The sequence below is a fragment of the Nocardia terpenica genome, from assembly GCF_013186535.1.
GTDB classification, from domain to species: Bacteria; Actinomycetota; Actinomycetes; order Mycobacteriales; family Mycobacteriaceae; genus Nocardia; species Nocardia terpenica.
On record NZ_JABMCZ010000003.1, the window covers coordinates 1288115 to 1303488 of the forward strand.

Here is a 15374-nt window from a genome sequence, read left to right on the forward strand (position 1 = left end):
ACCGGGTGAGCGCTTCGGATACCGGCGAATCAACCCAGTCGAAGACCCAGCTGGCCGTCATCACGGTGACCTACTCACCGGGCGAGCACCTCGAACACTTCATCGGCACGCTCGCCACCGCCACCGATGAGAAACCGCAGGTCATCCTGGCCGACAACGGGTCGACCGACGGGACGCCGGAGCTGGCGGCCGAATCCAACGAGCATGTCCGGCTGCTCCGGACCGGCGGCAATATCGGCTACGGCGGCGCGATCAATCGCGCGGTCGCCGAGGTCGATCCGGAGATCGAGTTCGTGGTCATCGCCAACCCTGACGTGCGCTGGGGCACCGATTCGATCGATCAGCTGCTCGCCGCCGCCCGGCGCTGGCCGCGCGCGGGCGCGCTCGGCCCGCTCATCCACGAGCCCGACGGCAGCGTCTACCCGTCCGCGCGCCGGGTGCCGGGCCTGCTCGACGGCGCGGGCCACGCCATCCTCGGCACGATCTGGCCCGCCAACCCGTGGACCACGCGGTACCGGCAGGAGAACGCGGAGATCGCCGAGCGGACCGTCGGCTGGCTGTCCGGCTCCTGCCTGCTGGTGCGCCGCGCCGCCTTCGACGCCATCGACGGATTCGACTCCCGTTACTTCATGTATATGGAAGATGTCGACTTCGGTGACCGACTGGGCAAGGCGGGCTGGCACAATGTATTTGTGCCGTCGGCGCAGGTCACGCACGCCAAGGGCCATGCGGCGGGCCGTCACCCCGAGACCATGCTGCCCGCCCATCACGCGTCCGCGTACCGTTTTCAGGCCGACCGGCATCCGCACTGGTGGCAGGCACCGCTGCGGGTGGCATTGCGCGCCGGACTTGCCATCCGCTGCAGGCTTGCGGTTCGATCTGCGCTGCGTGAGCGCGACCGCGCGGCGCTGTAGTAGCTCGACGACGTACAGGGGAGAGTGATGGCCGACAACGCGTCCACGGATGCCGTGATCCTGGTGGGTGGGCAGGGCACACGGCTACGGCCGCTGACCCTGTCGGCGCCCAAGCCGATGCTGCCGGTCGCGGGTCTGCCGTTTCTCCATCACCTGCTCGCGCGCATCGCCGACGCGGGCATCACGCACGTGGTGCTGGGCACCTCGTTCCGGGCCGAGGTGTTCGAGGAGCACTTCGGCGACGGCGCCGAGCTGGGCCTCGACATCGAGTACGTGACCGAGACCGACCCGCTGGGCACCGGCGGCGGCATCCGCAACGTGCTGCCCCGGCTGCGCGCCGACACCGTGCTGGTGTTCAACGGCGACGTGCTCGGCGGCACCGACCTGGGCGCGGTGCTCGACACCCACGCCGCCACCAATGCCGACGTGACCCTGCACCTGGTCCGGGTGAGCGATCCGCGCGCGTTCGGCTGCGTGCCCACCGACGAGAACGGCCGGGTCACAGCGTTTTTGGAGAAGACCCAGGACCCGCCGACCGATCAGATCAACGCCGGGTGCTACGTGTTCCGGCGCGAGTACATCGAGAAGATCCCGAGCGGCCGCCCGGTATCGGTGGAGCGCGAGGTGTTCCCGTCGCTGCTCGCCGAGGGCGCGCACATCCAGGGCCATGTCGACACCTCGTACTGGCGCGATATGGGCACCCCCGAGGACTTCGTCCGCGGATCGGCGGACCTGGTGCGCGGCATCGCACCCTCGCCCGCGCTGCCGGGCCAGCGCGGCGAATCGCTGGTCCACGCCGGAGCCGGGGTTGCGCCGGGCGCCCTGCTGATCGGCGGCACGGTGGTCGGCCGCGGCGCCGAGGTCGGGGCGGGCGCCCGCCTCGACGGCGCGGTCCTCTTCGACGGCGCCCGCGTCGACGCCGGCGCCACGGTCGAACGCTCGATCATCGGCTTCGGCGCCCACATCGGCCCCCGCGCCCTGGTCCGCGACGCCGTCATCGGCGATGGCGCGAACGTCGGCGCCCGCTGCGAACTACTACGCGGCGCCCGAGTGTGGCCGGGAGTGGACCTCCCGGACGGCGGCATCAGATTCTCGACGGACGTGTAGGTTACGGTCGCCCCGCATCTCTCGGTGGCCTAGCGCTGCTAGGGTTTCGGGGGTGACCGCACAGAGTCGACGTGAGCGTCAGCGCGCCGAGCGCCATCAGTTGATTGTCCGGACCGCCCGGGAGATTGCGGAGAGCAGTGGGTGGGAGGCGGTGACCGTGCGGCGGCTGGCCGAGGCGATCGAATACAGCCAGCCGGTGCTTTACAGTCACTTCGCCGGGAAGGATGCGATCGTCGCCGCGGTGGCCGAGCAGGGGTTCGCCGAGATGGGGGCGGAGTCTCGCGCGCTGCGGGAGGCGGCCGCCGGGCCTGCGGAGGCGCTGACGGCGGTGGCCGGTGGGTATCTCGAGTTCGCTCGTCGCAGCCCGGCGCTCTACGACGCGATGTTCGTGCAGAAGGTCGATCTGCGGTTCGGGGCCGATGCCCCGCAGGCGTTGCGGGATGCGTTCGCCGAGCTGGTGGCGGTGTTCGCGCCGTTCGCGGGCGAGGCCGATGTGGAGACCTTCACCGAGGTCGCCTGGGGCGCGCTGCACGGCCTGGCCACCCTCGACCACGACGGCCGCCTGCGCCCCGACTTTCGCGAGCAGCGGCTGGCCGTTCTGGTCGCGCAATGGACCCGCGGCTGAGAATGCTTGCCGTGGCGTCGGTCTCGCCGCCGGGTCTGCCGGATTCGCGCGCCTAGAGTGGTGGTCATGACGGATGCGGTGGTGGTGGGGTCGGGCCCGAACGGGCTTGCCGCGGCGGTGATTCTGGCCCGGGCGGGGCTCGAGGTCGAGGTGCACGAGGCGGCGGACACGGTCGGGGGCGGCTGCCGGACCGCGGAGCTCACCCTGCCCGGATACCACCACGACGTGTGCGCCGGCGCGCATCCGATGGCCTTGGCGTCACCCTTTTTTCGCGCCTTCGATCTGGCGGCGCACGGCGTGGAGATGCTCGTCCCGGAGGTCTCCTACGCGCACCCGCTGGACGGGGGAGTGGCGGCGCTGGCGTGGCGCGACCTCGAGCGCACCGCCGCCGGGCTCGGTCGCGACGGCGGGGCGTGGCGGCGGCTGTTCGGACCGATCGTCCGGCGCTGGGAGGCCGCGGTCGACCTGGCGATGTCGGATATGCGGCACCCGCCGCTCGGCGATCCGCTGACCGCGGTGCGCTTCGGCCGCCGGGTGCTGGAACAGGCGTCGCCGCTGTGGAATCTGCGCTTTCGCGACGAGCTCGCCCCCGCCCTGTTCACCGGGGTCAGCGCGCACGCCATCGTGGCGCCGCCCGCGTTCTCGGCGTCCGGGGTGGCGATGCTGCTCGGCGCGCTCGCCCATGCCGGCGGCTGGCCGGTGGCGCGCGGCGGCAGCCAGGCCATCGTGGACGCGCTGGCCGCCGAGGTCGAGGCGCGCGGCGGCCGCATCGTGACCGGGCACCGGGTCGACTCGCTGGACGAATTCCGCGGCGCCCGAACGGTTCTGTTCGATACCGCCCCCGCCGAACTGCTCCGGGTGGCCGATGCCCGCCTGCCCCGCCGCTATGCCCGCTCGCTGGGCCGGTACCGCTACGGCGGGGCCGCGTGCAAGGTGGATTTCGCGCTGTCGGGACCGGTGCCGTGGCAGGCGAGCGGCTGTGAGCGCGCGGGCACCCTGCATCTGGTCGGCACCCGGGCCGAGGCGGCGGCCGCCGAAAAGGCCGTCGCCGCAGGGCGATTCGCCGAGCGGCCGTACGTGCTGACCATTCAGCCCGGCGTCGTGGACTCCACCCGCGCCCCCGAGGGCGGGCACACGCTCTACACCTACGCCCATGTCCCGCACGGTTCCACCCGCGACGTCAGCGATGCCGTCATCGCCCAGATCGAGCGGTTCGCCCCGGGTTTCCGCGATCTGATCCTCGCCACGCACGTCCGCACCGCCTCGGCCATGCCCGCCTACAACGCCAACTACGTCGGCGGCGACATCTCGGCGGGCGCAATGACCCTGCGCCAGACCGTCTTCCGCCCCACCCCCCGCTGGAACCCCTACGCCACCCCGCTGCGCGGCGTCTACCTCTGCTCCTCCGCCACTTCCCCGGGCCCCGGCGTGCACGGCATGTCCGGCCTCCACGCCGCCCACCACACCCTCCGCACCGACTTCGGCATCCCCACCCACCCCCTGGACCTCCTGCGATCCGTGCCCATCCGCTAGGCCGGTTGGGAGCGGTACAGGTCCGGTTCGATGTACATGAGTTTGGCGGTGGGGACCGCGGTGCGGACCCGGGATTCGGCGGCGTCGATGGCCTCGGCGATGGCGGCGATGTCGAGGCCGGGAACGATGGCTACCTTGGCGGCGATCATCAGGTCCTCCGGGCCGAGGTATTCGGTGCGGAGGTGGATGACGCGGTCGATGCGGGCGCCGTCGACCAGGTTCTCGCGAATGGCCCGGATCTCCTCGGGGGTGGCGCCCTCGCCGATCAGCAGGCTCTTCATCTCCACGATCAGCACGACGGCGATGGCGCCCAACAGGATTCCGATGCCGAGGGTACCGATGCCGTCCCAGATCGCGTTGCCGGTGAGCATGGTCAGCACGACCGCGGCCAGCGCGATCAGCAGGCCGATCAGCGCGCCGGTGTCCTCGAGCAGCACCACCGGCAGCTCCGGATTGCGGGAGGTGCGGATGAATCGCCACCAGCCCGCCCCGCCCCGCAGCGGCGCGGATTCGCGCATGGCCGTGGTGAAGCTGTAGCCCTCCAGCGCCGCCGCGAGGGCCAGGATGACCACCGCCACCACCGGGGAACTCAGCTCCTCCGGATGCCGGATCTTGTGCACGCCTTCCCAGATCGCGTACATCGCGCCGAGGGTGAACAGCACCAGCGCCACCACGAACGAGTAGAAGTACCGATTGCGCGCGTACCCGAACGGGTGCTTCTCGTCGGCCTCCTGCGCGGCCCGATGCTGCCCGAGCAGCAGCAGGCCCTGATTGCCGGTATCGGCCACCGAGTGCACCGCCTCGGCCAGCATCGACCCCGACCCGGTGATCGCCGCGCCGACGAACTTCGCGATCGCGATCCCCAGATTGGCGCTCAGCGCCGCCAGAATCGCCTTCCTACCACCGCCCGCAGACATGGTGCAGCCTCGGTCCTTTCCTCGTGTGGCCCTCGAGTGGAGGGAAGGTCAATCCTTGCCCACGCACGCGCAGAACAGTTGCGCCGCGCCGTCGACCGCCTGGGCGTGAATATCGGTGTCGGCGGCCGAGATCCACGCGGCCTTTCCCGGCGTGATCTTCAGTTCGTCGGAACCCTGGAGCAGTCGGACGGTGCCGGACGTGCACAGCAGGACCGCGGGGCCGCTGCGGTCGACGGCGGTCGGTGGCGCACCCTCGGCCAATTCGATGCGGCGCAGCGCGAATTCCGGCGCGGGGGTGTGGTAGCGGAAGATGCCGCCGCCCACCGGTTCCGCCGCCACGATCGGCACCTCGAGCGGTTCGAAGTCCAGCACCCGCAGCAGCTCCGGCACGTCCACGTGCTTGGGCGTGAGGCCGCCGCGCAGCACATTGTCGGAGTTGGCCATGATCTCCACCCCGACGCCGCGCAGATACGCGTGCAGATTCCCGGCCGCCAGGAACAACCCCTGCCCGGGCTCCAGCGTCAACCGGTTCAGCAGCAGCGCCGCCAAAACCCCGGCATCGCCCGGATACGCCTCGGCCAGCTCCAGCGTGGTGCGGGCCTCGGCCGCGAACTCCTTGGCGGCGGCCGGTCGATCGCCCGCGGGCTTGTCGGACAGGTAGCGCACGCAGCCGTCGAGCACCTTCGGCAGCAGCGTGCCCAGCGCCGCCTGCGGCAGCGTGATCCAGGTGGTGAACAGCGTCCGTAACCCCGCCGAATCCGGCTGGGCGGCAAGCAGTTCCGCGTACTGCGCCAGCTCCGGCACGGCCAGCGCGTCGAACAGCGCCACGGTGCGGCGCGGATCGCGGAACCCGGCCAGCGCCTCGAACCGCTCCAGCGCTACCACCAGCTCGGGCTTGTGGCTGTCGTCGCGGTAGTTGCGCATCGGCGAATCCAGCGGCACCCGGGTGCGGTTCTCCCGCTCGAAGCCCGCGCGGGCCTGCTCGGCGCTCGGGTGCGCCTGCAGCGACAGCGGCTCCTCGGCGGCCAGGATCTTCAGCAGGAACGGCAGCCGGTCGTCGAATGCCGAAGCGACCGAGCCCAATTCGTGCCGCGGATCGGCGGAGACCAGCTCCAGCAGCGAGCGGGCGCGCCCGTCGACGCTCACCTGCGCCGGATCGGCGGGGTGGGCGCCGAACCAGAGTTCGGCCTCCGGATGGGCGGAGGGAACCGGTCGGCCGCACAGCTGAGCGAGCGCGGTGCGCGAACCCCAGGCATAGGTACGCAACGCACCAACGAGTTCGTGCACTAGAAGTGTCCCCCGTCGTAGTGAGCGGGACGGTCGGCATCGGCCGGGCGGCAGCCGAGCAGACGTAAGTAGGCCGCCGCCATCTCGAGCCGAAGTATCAGTACCGCAAGCTGTTCCAGCTCGCCGCCGCGGCGGGCGCCCGGGGCCGGCTGCTCGGGATCGGTGGCGCGCGGCACGCTGGCCTCGGTGCTCATCAGCTCCGCGTCGACGTTCACCAGATCGGCGTCCACCAGCCCGGCGTTCGCGCCGAACACGGCCAGGCGGCGGCGCGCGGCCATCTCGTCGGCGTCGGCGCTCACCACGAACACCCGCACCCGATCGACCGGGGCGGGGCCGTCGAGCTGCTCGTCGTGGAACAGCGGGTCGAAGCCGGGCGCGGCCACGCCCGCGGATTCGATCATCCGATTGTTGGCGGTCACGGCCTCCGCCAGCCCGGTCGACGCCGCTATTCGGCCGGTGGCCTGCAGCAGCACCTCGGCGGCGTGCCGGGCCACCTGGGTCGCGGCGGGGGAGTCGCCGGACAGCAGGAGGCGGCGCTCGCGCATGCGGGCGGCCAGCGTCTTGGCCGGATTGTGGAAGACCTCGTTGTTCGGGCCGTCGCGCAGCGCCTCGGAGTCGAGCACGTCGGCCAGCACGTCCAGGTCGGGAACCAGCGGGTCGATGTGGGTGGGGTCGACGGTCTTCAGCACGGCCATGCCGACGGCCAGGAAGCGCAGCAGCCGATTGTGGTCGAGCACCCGCACCCGCGGCGGTAACAGCGCGGCCCGTCCGGCGGCGGCCGCGCGCAGCGGGCCCTCGTCGGGGGCGGCGATGACCACCTCGGCGCCGCGCCGCAGCGCGCGGTCGACCGAACCGATCAGTCGCGGGTCGCCCGCGTCGTCGCCGGCGATCAGCACCACGTCCAGCGGGCCCACCCACTGCGGGATGGACGTGACGGGCACGATCGGCAGCGCGGCACGCTCGCCGAAGGCGGCCACCAGCAGCGCGGCCGCGCGAGCGGCGCGCCCGGAACCGGAGACCATGACCAGGCTGCGCGGCCGCAGATCCCGCAGGCGCGCGAGCGCGTCCTCGGCGACGTCCGCCGCGACGGCGCGCACCTGGGCGCCGCCCGACGCGGCCGATCGTAATGTGCCCCCGGAGTCCGCGGCCTCCAGCGAGGCGACGTCATCGAGGTCGAGTACCGGTGTCCCTGCGATCATCGGGCGTTGCCACCTCCCCTCAATCGGGTCACCAGGCCGGGTGAACCTGTCCGTGCGAGCGAATTCGCGGTCTGTGATTCCACTATTCCAGTCAGTCGCGGACGATGCTCAGGATCTCGGTTACGAGAGTGTCTACTTCCTCCTGCGATCGGGCCTCGACGTTGAGGCGCAGCAGCGGTTCGGTATTGGAGGCACGCAGATTGAACCAGGCATCGTCGGGCAGCTGCACGGTGACCCCGTCCAGCCGATCCACCGAGGTGGCCCGTCCCTCGAACGCCGTGACGACCGCCATGGTTCGCTCCTTCGCATCCGCCACTGTGGAATTGATCTCCCCGGAGGCGGCATATGTTGCATACGAGGACGCGAGCTCCGACATCGGCCGGTCCTTCTCGCCGAGCGCGGCCAGCACGTGCAGGGCGGCGAGCATGCCGGAGTCGGCGCCCCAGAAGTCGCGGAAGTAGTAGTGCGCGGAGTGCTCGCCGCCGAAGATCGCCCCGGTGGCCGCCATCTCCTGCTTGATGAACGAGTGGCCGACCCGGGTGCGGATCGGGGTGCCGCCCAGCTCGGCGACCAGTTCCGGGACCGCGCGCGAGGTGATCAGGTTGTGGATGACCGTCGCGCCCGGCTCCTTGGCCAGCTCGCGCTCGGCCACCAGGGCGGTGATCGTCGAGGGGGACACCGGCTCGCCCCGCTCGTCGATCACGAAGCAGCGGTCGGCGTCGCCGTCGAAGGCCAGGCCGATGTCGGCGCGGGTGCGGCGGACGAACTCCTGCAGATCCACCAGGTTCTTCGGATCCAGCGGATTGGCCTCGTGATGGGGGAACGAGCCGTCGAGTTCGAAGTACAGCGGTTCGACGGTCAGCGCCGGGACCGCGCCGAGCACGGCGGGCACCGTGTAGCCGCCCATGCCGTTGCCCGCGTCCACCGCGACCCGCAGCGGGCGGAGTGCGCCGAGATCGACCAGCCCGCGCAGGAATTCGGCGTAGTCGTCGAGCAGGTTCTGCTCGGTGGCGGTGCCGCGCGCGCCGTCGTGCGCCGGGACGCCCTCGATCAGTTCGCGGGTGATGGTGGCCAGCCCGGTGTCCTGGCCGACCGGTAGCGCGTTGGCCCGGCACAGCTTGATGCCGTTGTAGCGGGCCGGGTTGTGGCTGGCGGTGAACATCGCGCCCGGGCAGCCGAGCCGCCCGGAGGCGAAGTAGAGCTCGTCGGTGGAGGCCAGGCCGATCTGCACCACGTCCAGCCCCTGCCCGAGCACGCCCTCGGCGAAGGCGGCGGCCAGGCCGGGCGAGGAGTCGCGCATGTCGTGCCCGATCACGGCCCGGGTCGCGCCCTCGCCGCGCATCAGCCGCGCGAACGAAGCGCCCACGTCCCGAACGAAATCCGCGTCGATCTGCTCTCCGACGACTCCGCGCACGTCGTACGCCTTGACAACTGCTTTCACGGACTCGGCGGAGCGGGCGAGGGTCATGTGCAACACCCTAATAGGAAAGCCCGGGCCGCCGGGCCTCAGGTCAGTCGGCGGTCGGCGAGACATGCCAGCGCAACGCCTGGTTTCGTGCGCACATGGGTAACTTGTCGAGTACGCCCGGAAACGCGGAGAGGCGGGACAGCCGCTTCTCAGTTCGGGGGATCCGGGAGTACGCGCAGGTGCCCGCGGCGGCCGGTGCGGCTCGGGCGCGGCGGCGCGGGGGGCTGGTCGGGGTAGCGGCGCTGCTCGGGTTCCGGTGTGCGGCGGCGCATTCCGGCCTCGCGGACGGCCTCGGCGAGGGCGGTCAGATCGTCGTCGTCGGGGGTGCTGGAGGAGAAGCCGCCCTCGTGGCGGACGAGCTCCCAGCCCTTGGGCGCGGTGATCCGGGACGCATGGGTTTCGCAGAGGTCCCAGGAGTGCGGTTCGGCGACGGTGGCCAGCGGGCCCACGACCGCGGTCGAGTCCGAGTACACATAGGTCAGCGTCGCGACGGCCGGGTTCTTGCAGCCTGGACGGCAGCAACGACGCATGGGAATCACGCATTGGAGAGTAACCCCCCTCACGGCCCGGCGCTGACAGACACGCTCGTCCGACTCTCCGGGATTTCGTCATATCGGCGCGAGACGCGGGATATGGTCACAGGTCCCCTGCCGGATGGGTGGCCGAGTTCCGGGGTCCGCCGCGACTGATTACTGTTTGGTTATGACCCGTTCACGGAAGCGTTCGCCTACAGCGCGTTCGGTTTTGCGGCGTGGGCGTGGGGTCCGGGGACCCATGCTGCCGCCGACGGTGCCCGCCTGGCGCACCCGCGGTCAGCAGTTCGACCGGATGGTGCTGGAGGCGTTCGCTCCGCTGGACGGCCGCTGGCACGATCGGCTCACCAAGCTCGATATCGCGGTCGACGATGTCCCGAAAATCCGTCCGCTGCACCCGGATTCGGTGACCTGGCCGGAGGAGGTCGTCGCGGACGGGCCGGTGCCGCTGTCCCGGCTGATCCCGGCGGGGGTGGATTCCCGCGGCGCGGCGACACGCGCCCGCGTGGTGCTGTTCCGTAAGCCGCTCGAGCTGCGCGCGAGCGACCCGGACGACCTGGTGGACCTGCTCCGGGAGGTGCTCGTCCAGCAGATCGCCACCTATCTGGGTGTCGATCCGGACGTCATCGATCCCGAAGAGGATTGAGCCCGAAGCGGTCCGGCGTGACAAGGGAGCCAGGGGGAGATCCCCCCGGCCCCGGCTAGCCGATGCCCCGCTTCAGGCGGCGGCGCTCCCGCTCCGACAGACCGCCCCAGATGCCGAAGCGTTCGTCGTGCGCGAGCGCGTATTCCAGGCACTCGTCGCGGACCTCGCAGCCCATGCAGATCCGCTTGGCCTCGCGGGTGGAGCCGCCCTTCTCCGGGAAGAACGCCTCCGGATCGGTCTGGGCGCACAGCGCCCGTTCCTGCCACTGTTCCTCGATCGTGTCGAACATGGTGTCGAAGTCGGTGACGATGAGACTCAGCCGTGGCGGTTCGGCCTTGCGCTGAGTCCGTGCCCACTGTCCTCCCTGCTGTATCGCAGGCCCCGTATCAGTGGTCGGCACCGCACTTCCCCCCTCTCCTTCATCGTTCCGGCTGTATGCGCAGACGCCAGGTGCTGCGCCTGCTGTGGAATCGGTTTGCGATACACCGCCCGGAATGCCCGACGGGGCCAGCTCCTCGGCCATCGCTCCGCCTCCTCACTGTGTGTTAGCGCAGAATGATTTATCCGTCGGACCTGATCTGCCCACCGACGGCCCAACACCGCGACGTTGTCCCGCGGACATCCCCGAGCTGGTCATCCCTCGAACGCGTGTTCGAAACCCGGTCTGCGCCTTGCACTCTCGCGCGGACCTGGAATGACATGCCTGTGATTAGACACGCCGGACGCGGTGATGGTCAAGCTGCCGACACAATTCCGTTACTATCCGCAGCCGTCATCGGCGCGTTTCGGTAACCCTCCGGTAGCAAATGAACAGCAAATAGAGCCCGCGACATGACCTTCGCGTCACCGCATAGGCTGTGCGGATGTGACTGGAGAACAAGCGGACATCGCGACCGGCACCGGCCCCCGGATAGCCGTGTTGGTCGGCGGAGTCGGCGGCGCGCGCTTCCTACTGGGGGTCCGCGAACTGCTGCCCGAGGCGGAGGTTTCGGCCGTCGTGAACGTCGGTGACGACGTCTGGATGCACGGCCTGCGCATCTGTCCCGACCTGGACACCTGCATGTATACCCTGGGCGGCGGCATCGACCCCGAGCGCGGCTGGGGCCATCGCGACGAAACCTGGCACGCCAAGGAGGAGCTGGCGAAATACCACGCCCAGCCGGATTGGTTCGGACTCGGCGATCGGGATATCGCCACGCATCTGGTTCGCAGTGAAATGTTGCGCGCCGGCTACCCGCTCTCGGCGGTCACCGAAGCGCTCTGCAACCGTTGGCAGCCGGGCGTGAAACTGATCCCGGCAACCGACGACAGATGTGAAACGCATGTCGTCATCTCTGACCCGGAGAACCCTGGCGAACGACGCGCGATTCATTTCCAGGAGTGGTGGGTACGCTATCGCGCGAACGTTGAGACCCATGGATTCGTCACAATCGGGGCGGAACAGGCCGCTCCGACGCCCGGTGTGACCGAAATCATAGAGAACGCCGACGTGGTGCTGCTGGCCCCCTCCAACCCCGTCGTGAGCATCGGCGCGATCCTCGCGGTACCGGGAATCCGTGGCGCACTGCGGACTTCGAAGGGAAAGGTGATCGGCCTGTCTCCGGTGATCGACGGAAAGCCGTTGCGCGGCATGGCCGACGAGTGCCTGTCGGTGATCGGCGTGCAGACCTCGGCCGAGGCGGTCGGCCGCCACTTCGGCGCGCGCTCGGACACCGGCATTCTCGACGGCTGGCTGGTGCACAGCACCGACACCGCCGACGTGCCCGGCGTGGAAGTACGCAGCGTGCCGCTGCTGATGACCGACCCGGCCGCGACCGCCGACATGGTGCGCGAGGCCCTGGATCTCGCGGGAGTGAAGCCGTGAGCAATACCGATCATGCCCCCGGCGGCGAACTGCGGATCATCCCGGTGCCGGGGCTGCCGGAATTCCGGCCCGGCGACGATCTCGCCGAACACATTGCGGCCCAGGCGCCTTGGCTCGCCGACGGCGACGTGCTGGTGGTGACCAGCAAGATCGTCGCCAAGGCCGAGGGGCGCATCGTGACCGCGCCGACCGATCCGGAGGAACGCGACACGCTGCGCCGCGAACTGGTCCGGTCCGAGGCGGTGCGGGTGCTGGCGCAGAAGGGCCGCACCCTGATCACCGAGAACCGGATCGGCATCGTGCAGGCCGCCTCCGGGGTGGACGGCTCCAATGTCGAACAGGGCGAACTGGTCCTGCTGCCCGCCGAGCCCGATGCCAGCGCGAAGGCGTTGCGCGCCGGGCTCGCCGAGCGGCTCGGGGTCGACGTCGCGGTCGTGATCACCGACACCATGGGCCGCGCCTGGCGCAACGGGCAGACCGACACCGCGATCGGCTCGGCCGGGCTGCGGGTGCTGCACGACTACGCCGGTGCGGTCGACGGGCAGGGCAACGAACTGCACGTCACCCAGGTGGCCGTCGCCGACGAACTCGCCGCCGCCGCGGATCTGGTGAAGGGCAAGCTGGGTGGGGTTCCCGTCGCGGTGGTCCGCGGCCTGAGTCCGCACGACGACGGGTCCACCGCCGCGGATCTGCTGCGCAGCGGCGAGGAGGACCTGTTCTGGCTCGGCACGGCCGAGGCGATCGAGCTCGGCCGCGGCCAGGCGCTGCTGATGCGGCGCTCGGTGCGCCGATTCGCCGACGCCCCGGTCGATCCCGCGCTGATCCGGGCCGCGGTGTCGGAGGCGCTGACCGCGCCCGCGCCGCATCACACCCGGCCGGTGCGGCTGGTGTGGGTGCGCGATCGGGCGCTGCGGGAGCGGCTGCTGACCACGATGGCCGACCGGTGGCGGGCCGACCTGAGCGGCGACGGGCTGCCCGCGGATCGGGTGGAGCGCCGAATCGGCCGGGGCCGCATCCTGTTCGACGCCCCCGAGGTGATCATTCCGTTCTGCGTGCCCGACGGCGCGCACGACTATCCCGACGAGCGCCGCCGCGCCGCCGAGCAGACCATGTTCACCGTGGCCGTCGGCGCCGCCGTGCAGGGGCTGCTGGTCGCGCTGGCCACCCGGGGCGTCGGCAGCTGCTGGATCGGGTCGACCATCTTCGCGCCGGAGATCACCCGCGAGGTGCTGGGGCTGGAAAAGGAGTGGACACCGTTGGGCGCCATCGCCGTAGGCTATCCGACCGAGGAGCTCACGCCGCGCGACCCGCGTGACCCGGGTGCCGCGCTGGTGGAGCTGTGAGGGCCGGTACGGGGAAGTAAAGGACACGATGAGCGCGGAATCACTGCACGACTCGGCTCGGGATCTGCTCGAGAACTGGTCGCCCGCAGCGCATCCCGAACGATCGCTGCGCCAGACCATGCTGGCCTTCCTGGATTCGGCCCCCCGCGGCTGCCTGCGCGAGCACGCCCCCGGCCACATCACCGCCTCGGCGGTGGTGTTCTCCCACGACGAGCGCGAGGTGCTGCTGACCCTGCACCCCCGCGTCGGCCTGTGGATCCAATTGGGCGGCCACTGTGAGGAATTCGACGACACGGTGGTCGACGCCGCCCTCCGCGAGGCCACCGAGGAGTCCGGCATCCCCGACCTGACGATCGAGCCGGGCCTCTACGGCGTCCAGGCCCACGGCATCACCTGCTCGCTCGGCGTCCCCACCCGCCACCTGGACCTGCTGTTCAAGGTCCGGGCCCCGGAGAATGCCGTCCCCGTCCGCAGCGACGAATCCACCGACCTGCGCTGGTGGCCCGTCGACGCCCTCCCGGACAACGCGGAGGTCCTCCTGTACGCCTGACGATCAGGCCGACACCATATGGTCGTCGACCATTGTCGTTTCGTCGAACGGGATTTCGCGGGACAGAACCGCTCGCACGCGGAGCGGGTCGATGGTTTCGGTCCAGGTGCCGATCACGACGGTGGCGACGGCGTTGCCGGAGAAGTTGGTGATCGCGCGGGCCTCGGACATGAACCGGTCGATGCCGACGATCAGGCCGACGCCGCCGAGCAGGTCGGGGCGGTGGCTCTGCAGCCCACCGGCCAGGGTGGCCAGCCCCGCGCCGGTCACCCCGGCCGCGCCCTTGGACGCGATGATCATGAACACCAGCAGGCCGACCTGCTCGCCCAGCGACATCGGCTTGCCCATCGCGTCGGCGACGAACAGCGAGGCCATGGTCAGATAGATCGCGGTGCCGTCCAGATTGAACGAATATCCGGTCGGCACCACGATTCCCACCGTGGTCCGCTCGACGCCGAGGTGCTCCATCTTCGCGATCAGCCGCGGCAGCGCCGACTCCGACGACGAGGTCGAGAAGATCAGCAGATACTCCCGCGCCAGATACCGGACCAACCCGAAGATGCTCACGCCGGCCGCGACCCGCATCAGCGTGCCCAGCACGCCGAACACGAACACGACGCACGTCAGATAGAACCCGACCATCAGCATCGCGAGCTGCCCCACCGCGCGCAGCCCGGTCGAGGCCACCACGTTCGCCATCGCGCCGAACGCGCCGATCGGCGCCAGCCACAGGATCATCGTCAGAATCCGGAACACCAGCTTCTGCACCAGCTCCACCCCGCGCAGGATCGGCTCACCGGTCCGGCCCATGGCCTGCACCGCGAAGCCGACCAGCAGCGCCACGAACAGCGTCTGCAGCACGCTGCCCGTGGTGAGCGAGGACAGCAGCGACGTCGGGATGATGCTCTCCAGGAACTTCCAGGTCCCGCCCGCGCCCTCGGCCTGCTCGGCGTAGATCGCCGCGTCCTTGGCGTGCCCGGCGACGTCGAGCCCGGTGCCCGGGTGCAGCAGATTGCCGACCACCAGGCCGATGCCCAGCGCCACCGTCGACATGATCAGGAAGTAGCCGATGGCCAGCCCGCCGACCCTGCCCACCCGCGAGGCCGCGCGCACCGAGCCGATGCCGAGCACGATCGTGCAGAAGATGACCGGCGAGATCATCATCTTGATCAGGTTCACGAATATCGTGCCCAGCTCGGCCACCGACCTGCCGACGCCGGGCGCCAGCCAGCCGACGAGCACGCCGGCGATCACCGCCGCGATGACGGCGAGATAGAGCCAGTGGGTACGGTCGCGTCGATGCGGCCGCGTCGGTGTGTTGCTCATAGCGTGTCTGTGCCTCCGGTACTGCTCGCGTGACCCGGGCCACGCGCTCGGTCACCGATCCT

At 70.5% G+C, this 15374-nt stretch carries 15 protein-coding genes; 8 read left to right on the top strand and 7 right to left on the bottom strand.

All coding sequences use genetic code 11. The annotated features are described in order from the left end of the window. Positions 1-5: 5 nt before the first annotated feature. The 4 genes from HPY32_RS27540 to HPY32_RS27555 all read left to right on the top strand — a co-directional run bounded on the left by HPY32_RS27540 (position 6) and on the right by HPY32_RS27555 (position 4179). Positions 6-914 (top strand): glycosyltransferase family 2 protein, encoded by a 909-nt coding sequence (locus tag HPY32_RS27540; RefSeq protein WP_067577109.1) that lies wholly within the window; start codon positions 6-8, stop codon positions 912-914. Between the two features lie 27 nt (positions 915-941). After that, on the top strand, positions 942-2021 hold the full coding sequence (gene manB, locus HPY32_RS27545) for a mannose-1-phosphate guanylyltransferase (protein WP_067577110.1): 1080 nt from the start codon (positions 942-944) through the stop codon (positions 2019-2021). A 52-nt stretch (positions 2022-2073) separates the two neighbouring features. After that, positions 2074-2646: a TetR/AcrR family transcriptional regulator gene (locus HPY32_RS27550; protein WP_067577112.1), complete on the top strand. Its 573-nt coding sequence runs from the start codon at positions 2074-2076 to the stop codon at positions 2644-2646. 66 nt (positions 2647-2712) lie between these two features. Further along, complete coding sequence (locus HPY32_RS27555; RefSeq protein ID WP_067577114.1) at positions 2713-4179, top strand: phytoene desaturase family protein; 1467 nt, start codon at positions 2713-2715, stop codon at positions 4177-4179. Here HPY32_RS27555 and HPY32_RS27560 read toward each other — a convergent pair. From HPY32_RS27560 to HPY32_RS27580, 5 genes are all read right to left on the bottom strand, one after another. Continuing rightward, entirely contained in the window at positions 4176-5096 is a 921-nt protein-coding gene (locus HPY32_RS27560) for a cation diffusion facilitator family transporter (protein ID WP_067577116.1), read from the bottom strand. The genes HPY32_RS27555 and HPY32_RS27560 overlap by 4 nt on opposite strands. 48 nt (positions 5097-5144) lie before the next feature. Beyond that, entirely contained in the window at positions 5145-6383 is a 1239-nt protein-coding gene (gene manA, locus HPY32_RS27565) for a mannose-6-phosphate isomerase, class I (RefSeq protein ID WP_067577118.1), read from the bottom strand. Beyond that, positions 6383-7582 carry an amino acid adenylation domain-containing protein gene (locus HPY32_RS27570; RefSeq protein WP_067577120.1) on the bottom strand — a complete coding sequence of 400 codons (1200 nt, stop codon included), beginning with the start codon at positions 7580-7582 and terminating at the stop codon, positions 6383-6385. Before HPY32_RS27570 ends, manA begins: the two co-directional genes overlap by 1 nt. 91 nt (positions 7583-7673) lie before the next feature. Continuing rightward, the gene (locus HPY32_RS27575) at positions 7674-9050 is read right to left on the bottom strand and encodes a phosphomannomutase/phosphoglucomutase (RefSeq protein WP_067577122.1); all 1377 of its coding nucleotides are present in this window, start codon (positions 9048-9050) and stop codon (positions 7674-7676) included. Between the two features lie 149 nt (positions 9051-9199). Next, a complete protein-coding gene (locus tag HPY32_RS27580; RefSeq protein ID WP_067584091.1) occupies positions 9200-9580 on the bottom strand; it encodes a DUF3499 domain-containing protein in 381 nt (126 codons plus the stop codon). Positions 9581-9752: 172 nt separating this feature from the next. Between HPY32_RS27580 and HPY32_RS27585 the strand changes: the two genes are divergently transcribed. Continuing rightward, positions 9753-10229, top strand: coding sequence for a metallopeptidase family protein (locus HPY32_RS27585; protein ID WP_194251571.1), 477 nt, complete (start codon positions 9753-9755; stop codon positions 10227-10229). 55 nt (positions 10230-10284) lie between these two features. Here HPY32_RS27585 and HPY32_RS27590 read toward each other — a convergent pair whose 3' ends face one another. Next, positions 10285-10518, bottom strand: a complete 234-nt coding sequence (locus HPY32_RS27590; protein WP_040827503.1) for a WhiB family transcriptional regulator — start codon at positions 10516-10518, stop codon at positions 10285-10287. Positions 10519-11139: 621 nt separating this feature from the next. Between HPY32_RS27590 and cofD the strand changes: the two genes are divergently transcribed. Genes cofD through HPY32_RS27605 form a run of 3 tightly spaced genes read left to right on the top strand, consistent with a single transcriptional unit; the run spans position 11140 to position 13986 of the window. Then, positions 11140-12093, top strand: coding sequence for a 2-phospho-L-lactate transferase (gene cofD / locus HPY32_RS27595; protein WP_067584097.1), 954 nt, complete (start codon positions 11140-11142; stop codon positions 12091-12093). After that, on the top strand, positions 12090-13436 hold the full coding sequence (locus HPY32_RS27600) for a coenzyme F420-0:L-glutamate ligase (protein WP_067577126.1): 1347 nt from the start codon (positions 12090-12092) through the stop codon (positions 13434-13436). Before cofD ends, HPY32_RS27600 begins: the two co-directional genes overlap by 4 nt. Before the next feature lie 28 nt (positions 13437-13464). After that, positions 13465-13986, top strand: coding sequence for an NUDIX hydrolase (locus tag HPY32_RS27605; protein ID WP_067577128.1), 522 nt, complete (start codon positions 13465-13467; stop codon positions 13984-13986). A 3-nt stretch (positions 13987-13989) separates the two neighbouring features. Here the strand turns inward: HPY32_RS27605 and HPY32_RS27610 are convergent, their stop codons facing one another. After that, the gene (locus HPY32_RS27610; RefSeq protein WP_067577130.1) at positions 13990-15312 is read right to left on the bottom strand and encodes a cation:dicarboxylate symporter family transporter; all 1323 of its coding nucleotides are present in this window, start codon (positions 15310-15312) and stop codon (positions 13990-13992) included. Between the last annotated feature and the right edge of the window lie 62 nt (positions 15313-15374).